Origin of the sequence: Mammaliicoccus sp. O-M54 (assembly GCF_022386035.1) — a bacterium.
GTDB lineage: Bacteria > Bacillota > Bacilli > Staphylococcales > Staphylococcaceae > Mammaliicoccus > Mammaliicoccus sciuri_A.
This window is the reverse complement of sequence record NZ_JAJNJE010000004.1, coordinates 139,870-157,217: the sequence shown is the minus strand read 5'-3', so window position 1 is coordinate 157,217 and position 17,348 is coordinate 139,870. Positions and strand designations below refer to the sequence as shown.

The following is a 17,348-nucleotide window of genomic DNA, read 5'->3' as shown; positions in this document are numbered from 1 at the left end:
TTATTTATATAAGTGAGCTAGACCTTGTAACCTCTTAGCACCTTCCAATAGTTCGTCATCACTTAACGCTAATGAGATTCTGACATAATTTTGACCATTATCGCCGAATGGTACTCCTGGAGCAACTAATATAGAAACCTCTTGTAATAAGTATTCTACAAATGCTTCTCCATCATAATCTGGAGGTGTTTGTAACCAAAGGAATATACCACCTTTCATTGGTTCAAATGGTATACCTACTTCTCTTAATGACGCTTCAAATTGATCTCTTCTCGTCTTAAATATTTCATTTTGTTTAATAAGAAAATCATCGCATTCATTTAAAGCGACAGTACTCGCATCTTGTAATGCACCAAACATACCAGCATGTGTGTGCGTTTGATATTTCTTTAAAGCAGCAATCATTTCTTTGTTACCGACTGCAAAGCCTACTCTGTAACCAGACATGTTATACCCTTTCGATAAGGAAAATATCTCTACAGCTGTTTCTTTAGCACCTTCCGATTGGAGAATACTCGGATTCTTCTGATCAAATCCGAAAGCACTGTATGCAAAGTCATGTATGATATTTGTTTGTGTATCTTTAAATTTAGCAATCGTTTCATCAAAAAACTCTGTATTTGCAACAGATCCAGTTGGATTATTTGGATAAGTTAAATAAATTAATTTTGTCTTATCTAAGATTTCAGGTTCTATGTCATCCCACTGTGGTAAGTATTGATGTTCAGGCGTTAATTCTAAAGAATATGGTTTAGCACGAGCGAGTAGAACACCTGCTAAATAATCTGTATAGCCTGGATTCGGTAATAATACATAGTCATTAGGTTCTACAACACAAATCGGTAAACCGACCAAACCATTTTTTGTACCATATAAAATACAAACTTCCTCTTCTTTATCTAAATCCACATCATATTGCCTCTTATAAAAATCTACAATCGCTTGTTTAAACGTATCTTTACCATGAAAAGCACCATATTTCTGATTTTCTGGCTTTTGTACAGCTTTAATAAATTCATCTACGATAACTTTTGGCGTCTCACCATCAGGGATGCCAACCGCCATATTAATTAACGGTAACGGACCATGTTCAACCTTACGACCCATTGTCTTTCCAAAGTAACTGTCTGGTATTTCTGATAATAGTTTTGATATTGGCACAATAACGACTCCTCGAAATAAAATTCTTCAGACTATTTTTTGTATATGAATATATTCTATCAAAGTATGAAACACGAACAAGTATTTTCTTATTAAATTACTAAGAAATAAATCATAATAGGTATATGGAATGGTTACTCAGGTTGCTTTTATTAGGATAGGCAGCTCTTAGTTACAATTCTCACGACTTTTGTTACTAACTTAACCAATATATATTTACTACATACAAAAACCCCTCCTTGTCTCACAGACATGGAGGGGTTAATCATCTATTCTATACGTTCTTTTGGTCTTTTAAATATTGCTCGCTTAAATTTCATAATGATTTCATATGAAATTGGCACAACTAATAGTGTTAATAATGTTGAAGAAATTAATCCACCTATTACTGTAATTGCTAATGCTTTTGAAATAAGAACAGAACTTCCGCCACCAAATAATAGTGGTACTAATGCTCCGATTGTCGCAATAGCTGTCATTAAGATAGGTCTTAAACGCGTGCCTGCTGCTTCTATTAATGCTTCTCTTGTAGTCATGCCCGCCTCTTCCATATTAATCACTCTATCTATTAATACAATCGCATTCGTTACAACAATACCAATCAACATTAACATACCAATCATACTTGGTACGGATATCGTTTCTTGTGTAATTAACAGTCCTGCGATTACACCAATAATAGATACTGGTAATGAGAATAATATTGTAAATGGTGCTAATCCACCTTTGAATGTTAATACGATTACTAAATATACGATTAGAATTGCTGCACCCATTGCAAGCAACAGCTGTTCTATTGCTTCGTTGATGTCATCATTTGTACCGCCAACATTTAATTCAACATCTGTTGGTGTATCAATTTTAGAAACTTTTTGATTAACATCTGTTGTTACTTTAGCAACATCGTCTGCAGTGATTTTCGCATCTACAGAAACAGAAATTTTGTCATTTTCTCTTGTAATTGTATCTGGTGAAGTTGTTTTCTTCAATGTCGCAATATCACTTAGTTTCACATCTTTACCTAATGGAGATGTAATCTTAGTATCTTCTAATTTCTTCTCTGACCAATCTGTTTCTTCTTTCTTAGTCAGTTTAACATCGATAGATTTACCATCATCATTTAATTTAGTAACAACTTTTTCTTGTGTAGTTTGATTAAGCGTCATAGCAATTTGACCAGCTGAAAGTCCTAATTTGCTCGCTTTATTTTGATCGACTTTCACATCGTATTGCTCATAAGATTTAGAAAGGTTCGAACTTACGTTTTCTACACCTTTAACTTTCTTCATTTCTTTCTCTACGTCTTTAACTGTACCTTCTATTGCTTCAGTTGATGGACCTGATACTTTTACAGATACTTCGTTCGCTGTACCGCCAGTAGAGAAATCTTGTTGTTTCCATTCACCTTTATGGTTGAATTTACCGATATGATCCATAACTTCTTTACCGACATTATCCCAGTTAGGTGTATCTTTATCGTATTTAACCATTAAAGCCATGTCATTTTTGGCAGAAGGATTAAATGGATTTTCGCCACCTACACTATATTGAACGAATTCTACGTTTTTATCTTTTGATAAATATTTCTCAGCTTGTTCACCGTTTTTAACAACTTGATCTTCTTTTTCACCTGGTGAAGGTTTATAAGTTAGTGCTAACATTTTATCTTCACCTGTATCGATAAACGACTTACCGATATATGGCGTAAATACAAGTGCAATACTTGCGATAACAAGCACGATACTTAATACAATAACAAGCCATTTATGATTTAAATTCCATTTTAAAATGCCTTTGTATTTATTTGCTAACCAATGTCCTCTTTCTTTCTTAGCTTTCTTAATTCCATTTCTAAAGAAGATGTGTGAAAGAACTGGCACAATTGTTAATGCGATAAGTAGTGAAGCTAATAAACTAAATGCTACTGCTAAAGCAAATGGTCTAAACATTTCTCCAATTTGACCAGTTACAAAAGCTAACGGTAAGAACACGACAATTGTAACGATTGTTGAAGACATGATTGGAATAAACATTTCTTTCGTCGCACTTGTAATCAGTTTACTACCTTTCAGTTCTTCACCTTTATCCGACATGCGTCGATAAATATTCTCTATAACAACAATGGAGTCATCAATAACACGTCCAATTGCAACTGTTAATGCCCCTAAAGTTAAGATATTTAATGAAACATCCATCGCTTTTAGACCAATGAGTGCCATTAATAATGACATTGGAATAGAAACCATCGCGATAATAGTTGATTTAATATCTCTTAAGAAGAACATAATGATAATCACTGCAACGATAGAACCGATTAAAGCTTTCTCAACCATTGTCGATACTGAGTCTTTAATTGTTGATGCTGTTTCCATCAATTGTACAGATTCTATGTTCTTATGATCTTTCTTATAAGCTTCAAGTTCTTTGTCTACATTATCAACGACATCTACTAAATTGGCATCTGTAGATTTCGTTACTTGAAGCGCTAAAGCATCTTTACCATTTGTTTTAGAAATTGAATCTCGTTTCTTCTCTTGTTTAACATCTGCGATATCAGATAATTTTACAGATGGGATACTTTGAGATGCGCTACTATCGCTTGATTCAGAACCCTCTTGACCTTGTTGAGCTTGCTGGCCTTGTTGTGATTGACTTGCTGCACTTTGCCCTCCACCACTTGAAGCGCCACCTGTCATAGGTATTTCTAAATCTTTCAGTGCTTTTATTGAAGTGAATCTTCCATCTACAACAATTGATTTCAAATCATCACCAAATGTATATAAACCTAAAGGTGATTCTTTCGTAGCACCGTCGATGTATTGAAGTACTTCATCTTCACTCATACCACGTTTCGTTAATTCATTTTGGTCAAATTCTAAATTAACTTCTTCTAATGTTTGACCTGACAATGATACATTTTGTACGCCGTCTACTTTTTCAAGTTTAGGTATTAAATCTGATTGCATTTGTTTTGTTACTTTTTCAAGATCGTCATCTTTATCAGAAATTGAATAACTCACAACTGGGAATGAGTACATAGACATTCTACTCATATCCGGATCTTGAACACCGTCAGGTAAATCTAACGCTTCTAATTTCTTTCTTAATTCAGTCTCAGCTTCATCCATGTCTGTTTGATATGTATATTCTAATGTAATTGCTGAAGCATTTTCTAAAGACTGACTTGTGACATTTTGTACGCCTTCTAGATTTTGAACTTCTTTTTCAACTGGTTCTGTTACATTTTCTAGAACACTTTCAGGTGTTGCACCTGGATATGGTGTCGTAATTGTTATAACAGGTGTTGTAATATCCGGTAATAACTCTAGTTTCATTTTAAACGCTGAATATATGCCGCCAAGCAAAATAATAATCGTCATAAGCAAAATAGCAAATTTATTATTCAGCGAGAACTTGATCATTTTTTGAACCACTCAATTTCCCCCTAATTTATGATTTGTAAATAATTGTATAATAATTTAACGCTAAAACATACCTTATACATAAAGAAAGCACTAAAATTTTAATAATTTAAAGTTTTAGTGCCTTAATCTTATGTCTAGTTTCTTTTGATTTTCTTTTCGATTTTTCTTTTATAAGTAACTACTGCTGGCTTAACTTTCTCGATTGCAGTATAAAGTGGTTTATTTAACACATAATCAAATTCACCAATTTTCTCACTTAAATAAGTGCCCCAAACTCTCTTGAAAGCCCATAATCCATAATGTTCATGGTCTTGGTCTGGGTTATTATCCGTACCACCGAAGTCGAACTTAGTAGCGCCTTTTTCTTTAGCAAAACGCATCATTTCAATAATCATGCGGTGATTTGGTAAAAATTCACGATATTCATTTGATGACGCACCATATAAATAATACGATTTCTTACCTGAGAAGATTAAGATACCACCAGATAAATACACGCCATCTGGTTTTTTACTTTTTAACTCTTCCATTTCTTGAATTCGTTTTTCAAAGTTACCTAATTTTTCATCAGCATCATTTAACTGATTAACGACTTTCTTAGTTTGTCTTCTATTTGCTAATTTTTCTTTTTCTTCAAGTAGTGCATCACGTTCTTTAAATAAGTCTTTTAAGACTGTATCTGGCACAACTTTAACTAAGAATAATTCACAGTCGCCATCTGGATGTAAATGATCATAAATATTCTCAAAGTATGAAACATCTCTTGTTAAGAAATTGTCTCTCTCGCCTGTTTCTTCCATGATTTTTGCAAAGATTTTTAAGTCATCACGGTTACCAATAACTAATTCAGTACCTCTTTTTAAAGAGTTTCTAACACGTGAGCGGTTTCGTTTATCAAAGCTTTGCATTAAGTCTTCTTCAGGTTGATCGATTTTTGTGATCATCGTCATTCTAGGTTGGATATATTTCTTACTTAATCCATCTTCAAAACCTTTATGTTCAAATCCTAATGAAGTTAAATATTCAAGAACACCTTCAGATTGATCCACTTCTATATCTGGGTCAATTTTAATGGCATAACTTTTCTCATTACGTGCGATTTCTTTAGATAATTCAAAAAGTACTTTAACAGATGTTTCGTCTTTATAATCAACAACAAAACCTCTAGATATGTAACATAATGTATATGGTAGCTTTGGCACTTTCTTAAATAAAAGTTGTGCTACACCTGTTATCTTTTCACCATCGCCCACTGCTATACGACGAGAATACCAACCTGTAAGCTTTTTGGATTCTGCCCACTTTGTAAGTTGCAACATATCACCATTTGGATGTTGCTTTACAAATTCATCATGTTGCTCATGAGTGATATTCATTTTCTTTATCGTCATTTATAAATCTCCTTTTTATCAATTCGTCTTTTAATTATACAATGAAACGTACTATAATTTCACGCAAAAGACCAATATTTGTTATACTTGTCATATAAAACATACAGTTAGGATTGAAATATATGAGACAACTTGTTCTAACGCTTTTTATTATTATAAATATCATACTGATTGCGGTCAGTCTAAATTTTGATAGCACAATTAATTATTTAAGCTATCGTATCATAACTGTTGCCTTCACCTTGCTACTAAGCATCGTCTTTATTCTTGAGAACGCACGCAAATCTATATTATTTATAGCCATTATAAGCGCCTTAATTGCACTCGTACATTTAGGCATTATTGTTCAAAGCGTCTATCTCAGTGTTTATGCTAATTAGCTTTGAATTCGTAACACGCGCCTTTAAATAAAATGCGCGTGTCTTTTTTTATATTTGTTGATGAGAGTGATAATGTTGTATATTTCTCCTCTACATCCTCTGTAAGTTTAATGACAACATCATCTTCTTTAAAGCTTAACTTAACATATTCTTCGCTTTTCTCAAGCTCTTTCAAACCATACCAAGATTGCCAATTTTGACTCGATTCATGAAGATTCTTCACTTGAATCGTCACTTCATCGATCGATAAATCATCATGAAAATGAGCTTTTAAAGATGCTGCTCTTTGTTCATCACTTTCTCCCCACTGAATGATGAATGGTAAATTTAAATCTTGCTTATCATCTAAATATAGTAATTGCCATTGTATCATAGTGCCATCCGGTTTCGTTCTCGACATTTCAATTGGACCTACTATATCTATATCAAATTGCTCTAGATGAGTCTTCACGTTATCGATATTTTGTGTTCTAAGGCAGATTCTTTTAAATCCTTCTTGTACATGCGCATCTTTAAATGTATTCGCAAAGCTTAATCTGCCTTCTTCTGTTTGAGCATATGAACGTGCTAAATCTGCATCAAAGACATCAATCCACTCTATATAATGTAAATCTATATAACTTAATTGATTGTAGGTTCCTAATTGCGTATGTTTACCACCTTGGATGGCTTGTATATATTGATGTGGAAATTCAATTGATTCTATACCATCTACATAATGAATAATATGATCAAATTTTAAATTCATGTTCATACCCTCCTACTTTTAAGCTGCTCTTTTAAACACTTTACTATTAACGAAGAATAAAATAATCAACAATATTGAAACGATAATAATCGTCAGGACATATGGATATACTTCATGTTCTCCTTTTATACCCACTAATGGCGAAACGATACCACCGAATAGAAATTGAGATAATCCTAATAAACTCGCAGCACTTCCTGCGCCACCTTTATTGTTAGCCATCGCAATGGAAAAACCTGTCGTACCAATTGCAGATACTGGACTAACGAGTATAAAGAATCCAATCATTAATATCCAAATTGATAAACCATTCATTAATGTGATTGAAACGATAATCACACCTATAATTTGAATCATTCCGAATAAACGCATAAGTACATGTTCATCATAATAGTCGACTAATTTATTAATAATTTGACCTGACAATATTAATCCAAGACCATTAAAAGCAAACATACAACTAAAAGCTAATGGTGAAATATGATAGACAGATTGCGTTATGAATGATGAAGCGGATATGTAACTAAATAACAACGCGTATGTACAACCTTGTATAAATAAAGGCATTAAAAATTTTGGACTTTTGAGTAAATTTTTAAAGTCTGTTAGCACTTCACTGATTCTACCTGATGAACGTTCTTCTACAGGTAATGATTCTGTCAATTTTACTGAAGATAAACTAAACATAATAAAGCCGAATATCGTTAATAAAATAAAGACTACTTTCCAAGTTGAAAATGATAATATAATACCACCCAATACAGGTGCTAAAATAGGTGCTACACCATTAACAAGCATTAATATCGCTAAGAATTTCGTTAAAGCTTTACCTTTATATAAATCACTGGAAATTGCCCGGGAAATAACTGCCCCTGCCCCACCAGTAAAACCTTGTACAAATCGTAATGCCATCATGACGTATATATTAGGTGCAAATACGCATAATATTGAAGCTACTGTATATACAATCAATGCAACCATGAGTGGTCGTTTACGTCCTATAAAGTCAGATAGTGGCCCGACAAATACTTGTCCAACTGCTAAACCAACCATAAAGAGTGTGAGCGTCAATTGTGTATTTGACGTTGTAGTATCAAAATCACGACTAATTTCTGGTAATGCTGGTAAATACATATCTATTGAAAATGGTCCAAATGCGGTTAATAAACCGAGAATGACGATTAAAAATAATGAAGGCTTAGCCATCTTTTGTTCGTTCATGAAATACGCTCCTTTTATATCTATTACCTAATATTATTGCTTAACAATTTTCAAATAGCAATGTTATATGTGAACACTTATTAAAATACTTTACTTTCAGATAGTCATCGTTCAAAATATAGTCAGAAACTTAGAATCGGAGTGGAAACATGAACATTTTTTTAACAGGTGCTACGGGATTTGTAGGTGCAGAGTTAATACAATCACTTGCAAAAGATGCACAAAAGCAATTTTATGTATTATACAGGAGTGAGCAGAAGAAAGATCAATTGCTCAAAAAATTAAAACCATCGTATCATTCAAGAATTCACTTTATTAATGGAGACATTACAGAAACATTATGTGGCGTGTCTGAAAGTGATATTGAAACGATACCTCAAATAGATAAATTTTATCATTTAGCTGCACTCGTCAAATTTAATTTCGAACTTGCAGATGATCTTTATCAAATCAATTATATCGGTACACAACATGCTTTGGACTTAGCAGAACAAATACAAACAAAGCATTTTTTATATGTTTCAACAGCCTATACGGTTGGTGAACAAGAACTCGGTAATGAAGTACTTCATTCAATCGATTCGCCTACAAATAATCCTTATGAAGCGACTAAAATTAAAGCTGAACATATCGTGATGCAAAGAAAAACAATGGAAACTTCAATTATTCGTCCAGCAATCATAATAGGTGATTCCGTAACAGGAGAAGCTGATTCAAACTTTACGCTGTACGGCTTTATGAAAGCATTAAAAGTCTTCAAAAGACGTGTAGAAAAAAAGAAAGATCATTCAATATATAGACTATTTGGAGATGCAAGTCATACGTCAAATTTCGTACCCGTTGATTATGTTGTACAAGTACTCACAGTAGCATGTGATTATGCAGAAAATCATAAGATTTATCACGCAACCAATCAGAACCCACCATCAAATGACTTTATATTTGAGACAATTAAGAAACACTTAGACTTCCATCAATTAGAAGTTGCACCAATGAGTGAAATAAACACAATAACAGATGAAGAAAGAGTGCTGAATAGTTTTATAGATGTATTCGCACCTTACTTCTCTAAATCTATCAAATTTAATGATGAGAATACGGAAGAAATGCTCAAAAAAGCTAACGAACAAACACTCGTACTTTCAAATGAAACGTTAGATATGATTATCGGAAAATATTTTATGAAATAGTAAAACAAGCTAGGATAATGAGAATATCCTAGCTTGTTTTAGTTATATTAGAATGTGCTAACTTCCATTATTCCGAATTGTGGTAATTAGAACGCTGTAACTTCCATTATTCTGAATTGTGGTAATTAGATGGGCGCTCATTTACGGACACTTCTCGGAATTCTGTCCCTAACGACACTTCTTACGGACATTTCTCAGAATTCTGTCCCTAACAGCACCTCTTACGGACACTTCTCAGAATTCTGTCCCTAACGACATCTCTTAGAGACATTTCTCTGAATTCTGTCCCTAACTTCTAATCTAACCACCTATATAGTTCATATTAATTTTATTTTTCTTTCGTCTTGCTACTGTAGCTGCTGTTCGTTCATCTGAGTATCTGTCATCTCTTATATTCCATAAATACTTTAATGTGCTTAATAATTCTTCGTCTGTCTTGCCGCTTCTTAGCTCTGATTTTATATCATAGCCATTTTTTTCAGCAAATAAACAGCCATAAAATTTACCGTCAGATGAAATTCTTGCTCGTGTACATGATGAACAAAATGATGCTGACACACTCGTGATCAAACCAAATTGTGCGCCGTTATCTTTATGGCGATAGTATGTTGCAACTTCTCCAAAATAATTGGCGTCCACTGGTTCTACATCATAGGCTGAAGAAATGATATTTAACATTTCTTTCTTAGTGACGACTTTATCAAAATTCCACCCGTTATCATTACCTACATCCATAAATTCTATAAATCTTACGATAATGTTTTTCTCTTTAAAATGCTCAACAAGTGGTAGTATTTCTTGGTCGTTCACCCCTTTTTGGATTACGACATTCACTTTAACTTTTAAACCTATGCTTACTGCATAATCTATTTGATCGAGTATATGAGAAGCGGATATTTGACGATTATTAATCGATTTAAATAATTCATCATCCATTGCATCTATACTTACATTCACTCTTCGTAGTCCTGCATTGTATAAATTCAATCCATGTTTTTTTAACAACATACCATTTGTTGTTAGTCCGATGTCTTCGATACCTTCTATCTTGTTCAAGGCTTCTACAAGCTCATATAGATTTCGTCTTAGAAGTGGCTCTCCGCCTGTAATTCTAATTTTCTTTACACCAAGTGAGCTGTATAACTTCGATAATCTCGTAATTTCTTCAAAACTCAATAATTCTTCTTTAGGTAAGAAGACGTAATCATCCCCAAAAATTTCTTTAGGCATACAGTAATCACAACGAAAATTACATCGGTCGGTAACGGATATTCTTAAATCTCTAATTGGTCTTCCTAATTTATCTTTGATAGGTTGATGCATCGTAACGCCCCCTCTACCTATACAATCGTTAAGACTCGGCTTTTTCTAAATCTTCAATGTAATTTATATTTTGGTACCAATTAGTTGAATCTTTCACATTTGATACATCTAACCACTGTGAAGGTTTCTTTTCATATATTTCTTTCATTCTAAAAGCTTCATGGTCTAACGCTTCTTTAATGTCCGCTTCAACACGATGACTATAAAATGCTAACGTCGGCATTTTTTTACCATTTGCTTCGTATCCAGCAATGTCTAGCTGTTCTTCCATTACACGCGAAATAAAAAATTGATATAAATGACTAATCGCTTTTTCGGTAATTTTAGGTGTATCGCAAGCAATCACAAAATAACATTCCGAATCATGTTTTTGCATCACGCTATAAATCCCACCTAAAGGACCATTATTTTTGTACTTTGATAAATCTACGACAACATCATGGTGATTGAATGAATCTTTCAATTCTTCACTCGTACTAATCACAACTTTTTCAAATAAATTCGTTTGATTTAAAGTTTGAATGATTTTTTCATAAAAAACTTCTCCATTAATTGTCGCTAACGCTTTTGGTGAACCGAATCTACTGGACTTACCGCCAGCTAGAACTATTGCTATCATTTTCTCTTTACCCTCCACTAACTGGTGGAATCAATGCAACAACATCTTGGTCTGTTATAACACTTGAATCTTGCACAAATTCCTCATTTACAGCAACTTGAAAAGTTTCATCCTTTAACTCTGGATGCTTCTCAACTAAATATTGCTTAAAGTTTAACACAGAGTAGTCTTGGTTAAGAGTTATTTGCTCTTCATTTATGTTTATTATTTCTTTTAAATGAGCAAAATACAATACTTTCATTATTCACCCTCCATTTGAATAGAAGAATGGTATTGTTTTTGACTGCCTTGCCATTCTTCCCCATCTTCCCATATTTCTTTTTTCCAGATTGGTACGATTTCTTTAATCCTCTCAATCGCATATTCATTCGCTTTATAAGCATCTTTTCTATGCGGTGAAGATACACTGATAACAACAGCTATATCTGAAATTTGTAATTCACCAATTCTATGTGCAATTGCAACTATTGTACCTGGCCATTTTTCTTTAATTTCATCACCTATTTGAGCTAATTTCTTCTCTGCCATTGGGATGTATGCCTCATAAGCTAAGTACTCTGTTTTAATGCCTTTTGTCCATTCTCTCACATGGCCTGTAAAGACAACAACTGCACCTTGCTTTTCATTGAGTGTCCAGTTTCTGTATTGTTCAGGATTTATTGGATCATTGACGATTTCAAATTGTTTCACTTCTACACCTACTTTTTCAACCAATTTTCAAACCAAACTATAAAGTCTTTCTTTTCTTCAAGATTAAACGCATCAAACTGATATACAATATTTTGTAATGTTTGTGCTAAATCTTCAGACTGCTTCGTCAAAAGTACTTTTGGAAAATGATCATGCTTAAATCCTTCAATTAATAGCACATCAGGCTCAACAGACAAATCTTCATCTATTATTTGCTGCAACGACTTCTCTTCATACGTTACTCTCTCTATTAATTGTTTACCCAACACGATACTTTCTTTAGCACCGCTATTAATAAACGTTAAACTGTCTACTTCTTTATGATTTAAAGAAATTTCGTCTGCACCATGCCCATGATGTTTAATTGTAGATACTGTTAATTGCTGACTGCGACATTCTTTAATTAATTCATTTATTAATGTTGTTTTACCACTATTTTTATAACCAACTATTTGTAATATCTTCATAGTGTTAATTTACTTTCATATGACTGATGATCCGTTAATAGAACTTTCACATCATCATCTTTTTGGTAGCCTCTTGTTCCACCAGGTAAAATAATCATACCATTACTTTTAGCAATTGCGACAACCGCATTTGATTTATTAAATCCTGAAGGCTCAGCATAAACACCTTGTGAAGTGAATGATAATTTACCTCTTATAAATCTCGTAAATGGGTTGGCTTTTTTAAAGTCTTCATTCAACTTCGCATCTATAATGACCGGGTATATAGCATCTGCAGACATCATTTTTTGAATGGTTGGCTTAGTAAATAAATGAAATCCTGAGTAACAAGCTGATGGATTGCCTGATAAACCAAACAACATCTTCTCACCTTTGTAAGCAACCGTTGTTACGCTACCCGGTCTCATTTGCACTTTATTAAACAGTACTGTTGCACCAATTGCATCATACACTTTCGGTAAATAGTCAAAGTCTCCAACTGATACCCCACCTGTTGTAATCACGATATCATGTTCAGACATTGCTTTTTCAACAATATCAATGCACCCTTGTAAGTTATCTTCTTGAATGTTATATGTAGTAGCTTCGATATCAACTTCTTTACATAACGATTCAATCATTGGACCATTTGAATTTCTAATCTTACCTGTTTCTAATGGATCATTTGGTCCTACTAACTCGCTACCTGTTGCGATGACGGCAACGGTTGGCTTTTTGGATACTTTAACAGTTTCGTAGCCAAATGTTGCCAACACTGCAATAACACCACTGTTAATACGTTGACCTTTAAGTAAGACGTATTCATTTTCTTTACATTCTTCTCCTTGAAACGCGACATTTTCGCCTTCCGTAAATGGTTTACGAATGGTAAATCCTGTTTCTGTTTCTACTGTTTGTTCAAACATTACAACTGCATCTGCACCTTCTGGTATAGGTGCGCCAGTCATAATACGTACCGCTTCTCCACTATTTAAAGTCACGCTTGAAGCTGTTCCAGCACCGATATGATCTACAACTTTAAATGATATTCTATTATCTCCTGATGCCCCTTTAGAATCAGCACTTTTAATTGCAAATCCATCATAAGGTGATTTATCAAATCGAGGAATATCGTAAGTTGCTTTAATATCTTCAGCAAGTATATAGTTTAAACTTTCATTTATTGATACTGTTTCTGTCTCTAACTGCTTTACTACTTTAATAACACGTTCAATTGCTTCCTTCACTGGTATAGGTGTTCTCATTTCAACTGTCAATTGTCTACACTCCCTATCAATTTATTTAAACTTACATGTTATAATATCTTTAGAAAGGATGATGATTTTGTCTGAATTTACACATTTTAATGAGCAAGGCCATGCAAAAATGGTCGATGTCTCAGATAAAGAAACAAGCACACGTATCGCAATTGCAAACTCAAGTATTAAAGTAAATCAAACAATCTATGATCAAATAAAAAATGCAACAAATAAAAAAGGCGATGTACTTGGTACAGCACAAATTGCTGGCATTATGGCTGCTAAGAATACAAGCCAATTGATACCTATGTGTCACCCACTTCAATTAACAGGCATCGATATCTCTTATGAATGGGATAAAGATGAACCATGCACAATAAATATTTCAGCAACCGTTAAGACGAAAGGTCAAACGGGTGTAGAAATGGAAGCTTTAACTGCTGCAAGTGTTACAGCTTTAACAATATATGATATGTGTAAAGCCGTTGATAAAGGCATGGTTATAGGTGAAACATATTTATCTTATAAGACTGGTGGCAAAAATGGCGACTTCAAACGCCAATAGTTATTTATTAAGCTCATGTACTAAATGATTCAATTCTTTAGTTATGAGCTTTTCCATTGCTAATTTAACTGCACCTGTAGAACCCGGTATTGAAATAATAACTTGATGCCCGACTGTACCTGCAATTGCTCTAGAAAGTATCGCTCTAGTACCTACATCTTCTGTATAACTTAAATATCTAAATATCTCACCGAATCCTTCTATTTCTTTATCTAGTAAAGGTTTAATCGCCTCAATTGTCACATCTCTTTGACTAATACCTGTACCGCCAGTTGTAATAATGGCGTCAACATCTTTACTTAACCACTCATTCACTTGCGTTTGAATTTCGGTGACATCATCTTTAACAATTTGATAATGCCCTTCTTTAATTTCAACATTGAGATCTTTCAAATATTGTTGAACAAGTTGTCCACCTTTATCTGTTTCTTTCGTTCTCGTATCACTTACGGTTAAAACTGCCACATTTATAAGACGATCTATTCTATTAACTACACTCATCGATTTAACTCCTATCCAAACATATTCTCAACAAACTGTCTGCCTTCTTCTACAGAATCCAAATCATGAATTAATAACCTACCATTATTAAATGCTACGACACGATGGTCATCGTATAAATACTGAATCATATACGCATTAGAACGATGCAATAATCCATTTTGAGCAACAAACTTTTCAATAGCTGGTCGATTAAGTTTCTCGTTTATATATTGAACAGTATGACGGCCACATAATTCAGTTAGTTGTTTGTCTGAATTTGATAATTTGGAATAAGTTGGTTCTGCTCCACAAGTCTCACAATCGTCTCGTTTCATTTGTTCAAATCCAAATGATTGATGTTCACCGAACCAAACGTCACCGTACGTAATTTTAGGTGTAAATGAATAACCAGCCAATATTTTAAGTGCATCTGCAACTTGTAAACTTGCTGCCATTGTTACTGCCGGATTTATCACGCCTACTGTATCACAAGTTCTATTAATCACTGGCAATTGTGGTAATACACAGTTGAAGCAAGGTGTTTCTTTAGGCACAAAAGTCGCTTGAACATATGTAGATTCTAAGCATGCGCCATATATCCACGGAATATTCATCTTGTACGCAAAATCATTAATAATTTGTCTTGTATTAAAATTATCTGTCGCATCAATAATAATGTTTGAGTAACGCGCAACTTCATGTAATAACTTTGCATCACATTGCGCAATATAAGATTTTATTGTAATGTCTTCACGAATTTTCTTTAAATGTCTTTCTGCTGCTACAACTTTAGGTAGCATTTCTTTAATATCATTCTCTATAAATAATGTTTGTCTTTGTAAGTTTGACGATTCAACATAATCTCGATCAATAATATTGAGTCTCTTTATACCCGACCTAGTCAACTGTTCAGCAACATGTGTACCAAGTGCACCCATGCCTACAATAGTGACACTCGCTTGTTCAATTCTTTCTTGACCTTGTTCTCCAATTTTATCGAATAAAATTTGACGAGAATAACGTTCGTTCATTTATATCAACCTTTCACGAATCTCTTTAACTCTATTATAGAGTTAAACGCTTTTATCCTCAATTAATTGTAAGGCTGAGGCAAAACATTGCCTCAGCCTTTTTAATTTTTTAAGACAAACAACTAAACATGCTTTCTTTCTATTTTAGTCATATGCATCATTGTAATGAGTGCAAGCACACCAAATATAGCAAGCATAAAGAATGCTAAATGATTTGAACCAGTCAAACTCGTTACTAACGTTATCATTAATGGTGGGAAGAATCCGCCGAGACCACCCATCATAGATACGATTCCGTTTACAACACCTGCTTCTTTTGTGAAGTATGTCGGCACAAGTTTAAATACAAGTCCATTACCAATACCTGCACAAACACTTACCGTCAAACATCCAATTGTAAACAAGATGAGATGATGTGATATTGAAAGGACGATTGCGCCCGCTATTAAGCCGATAAAGAATATTTTCAATACGTTTAAAGCATTAAATTTATCTCCTAACATACCACCAATTGGTCTAAGTAATGTTGCGATTGCAATAAAGATACCTGTTCTAATACCAGCATCTACTTTATCAATTTCAAAATGACTCACTAAAAAGTTCGGCAAGAATAAACCAAATGCAACAAATGCACCAAACGTAATAAAATACCAGAAACTAAAATAGTAAAGTTTATAGTTATTGATGACTTGCTTCGTTTGTGAAATCATTGGAATTTTTACTTTAGGTTCTTCTTTATCTCCAAAGATAAACATTAATACTGCGAAGATAAGTAATACGATTAAATAAAGTTGTACAGTATGTTGCCATCCGATAATGCCTGCTATTGGAGGCGCTAAAAATGATGATACAGCTGTCCCTAAATTACCCATTCCATAAATACCATTCGCAAAACCATGCTTTTCTTTTGGAAAATATTTAGGAATAGAAGTAACACCTACTGAAAAGATTGCACCACCGAGACCTATAAAGAATCCTGCAATCATCAATCCTGTAGTTGAATGTGCTTGGCTTAAATAAAATACTGGAAATAATAAAATAATAAAACTCACTAAAAATACAAGTCTAGAACCTAATAAGTTCGTATAGTAGCCAATTGGTATTCTTAAAATCGATCCTAAAATAACGGGTATTGCTAAAATAATAGCTTTCTGACCTTCTTCTACACTTATATCTTGTGTAATATAAGGCATTAAAGGTGCCAGTATACTCCAAACCATAAATCCTGCCATTAAACTAAAGGTTTGAAGTGGTAGTTGAACTTTTCCTAAGTTGTTTCTCATGTTTTTCACCCTTCGAAATTAATCTTTATGTATAATCTTTCCAATATTATTGTAGGTTATTTGTGAAAAAGTGCACATAAGGATATCCCCTTATTGAAACATGGAAAATCCCTATATTCATTTATAAAAATTA

At 33.5% G+C, this 17,348-nt stretch carries 16 protein-coding genes; 2 read left to right on the top strand and 14 right to left on the bottom strand.

Annotation, left to right across the window (positions count from 1 at the left end; genetic code table 11):
- From LQ673_RS08540 to LQ673_RS08520, 5 genes are all read right to left on the bottom strand, one after another.
- Window positions 1-1,161, bottom strand: a complete 1,161-nt coding sequence (locus LQ673_RS08540; protein WP_191836489.1) for an aminotransferase class I/II-fold pyridoxal phosphate-dependent enzyme — start codon at window positions 1,159-1,161, stop codon at window positions 1-3.
- A 269-nt stretch (window positions 1,162-1,430) separates the two neighbouring features.
- Window positions 1,431-4,595: an efflux RND transporter permease subunit gene (locus tag LQ673_RS08535; protein ID WP_191836490.1), complete on the bottom strand. Its 3,165-nt coding sequence runs from the start codon at window positions 4,593-4,595 to the stop codon at window positions 1,431-1,433.
- Between the two features lie 125 nt (window positions 4,596-4,720).
- Complete coding sequence (locus LQ673_RS08530; RefSeq protein WP_048541317.1) at window positions 4,721-5,971, bottom strand: lipid II:glycine glycyltransferase FemX; 1,251 nt, start codon at window positions 5,969-5,971, stop codon at window positions 4,721-4,723.
- A 378-nt stretch (window positions 5,972-6,349) separates the two neighbouring features.
- Window positions 6,350-7,105 carry a VOC family protein gene (locus LQ673_RS08525; protein ID WP_185805839.1) on the bottom strand — a complete coding sequence of 252 codons (756 nt, stop codon included), beginning with the start codon at window positions 7,103-7,105 and terminating at the stop codon, window positions 6,350-6,352.
- 18 nt (window positions 7,106-7,123) lie between these two features.
- On the bottom strand, window positions 7,124-8,326 hold the full coding sequence (locus LQ673_RS08520) for a putative multidrug effflux MFS transporter TcaB (protein ID WP_049320023.1): 1,203 nt from the start codon (window positions 8,324-8,326) through the stop codon (window positions 7,124-7,126).
- Between the two features lie 149 nt (window positions 8,327-8,475).
- On the opposite strand from LQ673_RS08520, the gene LQ673_RS08515 reads away from it, so the two are divergent.
- A complete protein-coding gene (locus LQ673_RS08515) occupies window positions 8,476-9,516 on the top strand; it encodes an SDR family oxidoreductase (RefSeq protein WP_191836491.1) in 1,041 nt (346 codons plus the stop codon).
- Window positions 9,517-9,816: 300 nt separating this feature from the next.
- On the opposite strand, the gene moaA is transcribed toward LQ673_RS08515, so the two are convergent.
- Genes moaA through LQ673_RS08485 form a run of 6 tightly spaced genes read right to left on the bottom strand, consistent with a single transcriptional unit; the run spans window position 9,817 to window position 13,871 of the window.
- Window positions 9,817-10,839, bottom strand: coding sequence for a GTP 3',8-cyclase MoaA (gene moaA / locus LQ673_RS08510; RefSeq protein ID WP_191836492.1), 1,023 nt, complete (start codon window positions 10,837-10,839; stop codon window positions 9,817-9,819).
- 28 nt (window positions 10,840-10,867) lie between these two features.
- Complete coding sequence (gene mobA, locus LQ673_RS08505) at window positions 10,868-11,458, bottom strand: molybdenum cofactor guanylyltransferase MobA (RefSeq protein WP_048541095.1); 591 nt, start codon at window positions 11,456-11,458, stop codon at window positions 10,868-10,870.
- Between the two features lie 7 nt (window positions 11,459-11,465).
- Window positions 11,466-11,699, bottom strand: a complete 234-nt coding sequence (moaD, locus tag LQ673_RS08500; protein WP_048541098.1) for a molybdopterin converting factor subunit 1 — start codon at window positions 11,697-11,699, stop codon at window positions 11,466-11,468.
- Window positions 11,699-12,148: a molybdenum cofactor biosynthesis protein MoaE gene (locus LQ673_RS08495; protein WP_126477759.1), complete on the bottom strand. Its 450-nt coding sequence runs from the start codon at window positions 12,146-12,148 to the stop codon at window positions 11,699-11,701. The genes moaD and LQ673_RS08495 overlap by 1 nt, the downstream gene beginning before the upstream one ends.
- An 8-nt stretch (window positions 12,149-12,156) precedes the next feature.
- Window positions 12,157-12,615: a molybdopterin-guanine dinucleotide biosynthesis protein B gene (mobB, locus tag LQ673_RS08490; RefSeq protein ID WP_126477758.1), complete on the bottom strand. Its 459-nt coding sequence runs from the start codon at window positions 12,613-12,615 to the stop codon at window positions 12,157-12,159.
- Window positions 12,612-13,871, bottom strand: a complete 1,260-nt coding sequence (locus LQ673_RS08485; protein WP_191836493.1) for a molybdopterin molybdotransferase MoeA — start codon at window positions 13,869-13,871, stop codon at window positions 12,612-12,614. The genes mobB and LQ673_RS08485 overlap by 4 nt, the downstream gene beginning before the upstream one ends.
- 67 nt (window positions 13,872-13,938) lie before the next feature.
- On the opposite strand from LQ673_RS08485, the gene moaC reads away from it, so the two are divergent.
- Window positions 13,939-14,418, top strand: a complete 480-nt coding sequence (gene moaC / locus LQ673_RS08480; protein ID WP_191836494.1) for a cyclic pyranopterin monophosphate synthase MoaC — start codon at window positions 13,939-13,941, stop codon at window positions 14,416-14,418.
- Here the strand turns inward: moaC and LQ673_RS08475 are convergent, their stop codons facing one another.
- The 3 genes from LQ673_RS08475 to LQ673_RS08465 form a co-directional block, all read right to left on the bottom strand.
- Window positions 14,419-14,919, bottom strand: coding sequence for a MogA/MoaB family molybdenum cofactor biosynthesis protein (locus LQ673_RS08475; protein WP_269669477.1), 501 nt, complete (start codon window positions 14,917-14,919; stop codon window positions 14,419-14,421).
- An 11-nt stretch (window positions 14,920-14,930) separates the two neighbouring features.
- Window positions 14,931-15,932, bottom strand: a complete 1,002-nt coding sequence (locus tag LQ673_RS08470) for a ThiF family adenylyltransferase (protein ID WP_025906818.1) — start codon at window positions 15,930-15,932, stop codon at window positions 14,931-14,933.
- 122 nt (window positions 15,933-16,054) lie between these two features.
- Complete coding sequence (locus tag LQ673_RS08465; RefSeq protein WP_191836496.1) at window positions 16,055-17,215, bottom strand: nitrate/nitrite transporter; 1,161 nt, start codon at window positions 17,213-17,215, stop codon at window positions 16,055-16,057.
- Between the last annotated feature and the right edge of the window lie 133 nt (window positions 17,216-17,348).

Excerpts from the sequence above, each read along its gene's own strand:
- LQ673_RS08525 (WP_185805839.1), bottom strand. The coding sequence starts at position 7,105 with ATGAATTTAAAATTTGATCATATTATTCATTATGTAGATGGTATAGAA.
- LQ673_RS08520 (WP_049320023.1), bottom strand. The coding sequence starts at position 8,326 with ATGAACGAACAAAAGATGGCTAAGCCTTCATTATTTTTAATCGTCATT.
- LQ673_RS08515 (WP_191836491.1), top strand. The coding sequence starts at position 8,476 with ATGAACATTTTTTTAACAGGTGCTACGGGATTTGTAGGTGCAGAGTTA.
- moaA (WP_191836492.1), bottom strand. The coding sequence starts at position 10,839 with ATGCATCAACCTATCAAAGATAAATTAGGAAGACCAATTAGAGATTTA.
- mobA (WP_048541095.1), bottom strand. The coding sequence starts at position 11,458 with ATGATAGCAATAGTTCTAGCTGGCGGTAAGTCCAGTAGATTCGGTTCA.
- moaD (WP_048541098.1), bottom strand. The coding sequence starts at position 11,699 with ATGAAAGTATTGTATTTTGCTCATTTAAAAGAAATAATAAACATAAAT.
- mobB (WP_126477758.1), bottom strand. The coding sequence starts at position 12,615 with ATGAAGATATTACAAATAGTTGGTTATAAAAATAGTGGTAAAACAACA.
- LQ673_RS08475 (WP_269669477.1), bottom strand. The coding sequence starts at position 14,919 with ATGAGTGTAGTTAATAGAATAGATCGTCTTATAAATGTGGCAGTTTTA.
- LQ673_RS08470 (WP_025906818.1), bottom strand. The coding sequence starts at position 15,932 with ATGAACGAACGTTATTCTCGTCAAATTTTATTCGATAAAATTGGAGAA.
- LQ673_RS08465 (WP_191836496.1), bottom strand. The coding sequence starts at position 17,215 with ATGAGAAACAACTTAGGAAAAGTTCAACTACCACTTCAAACCTTTAGT.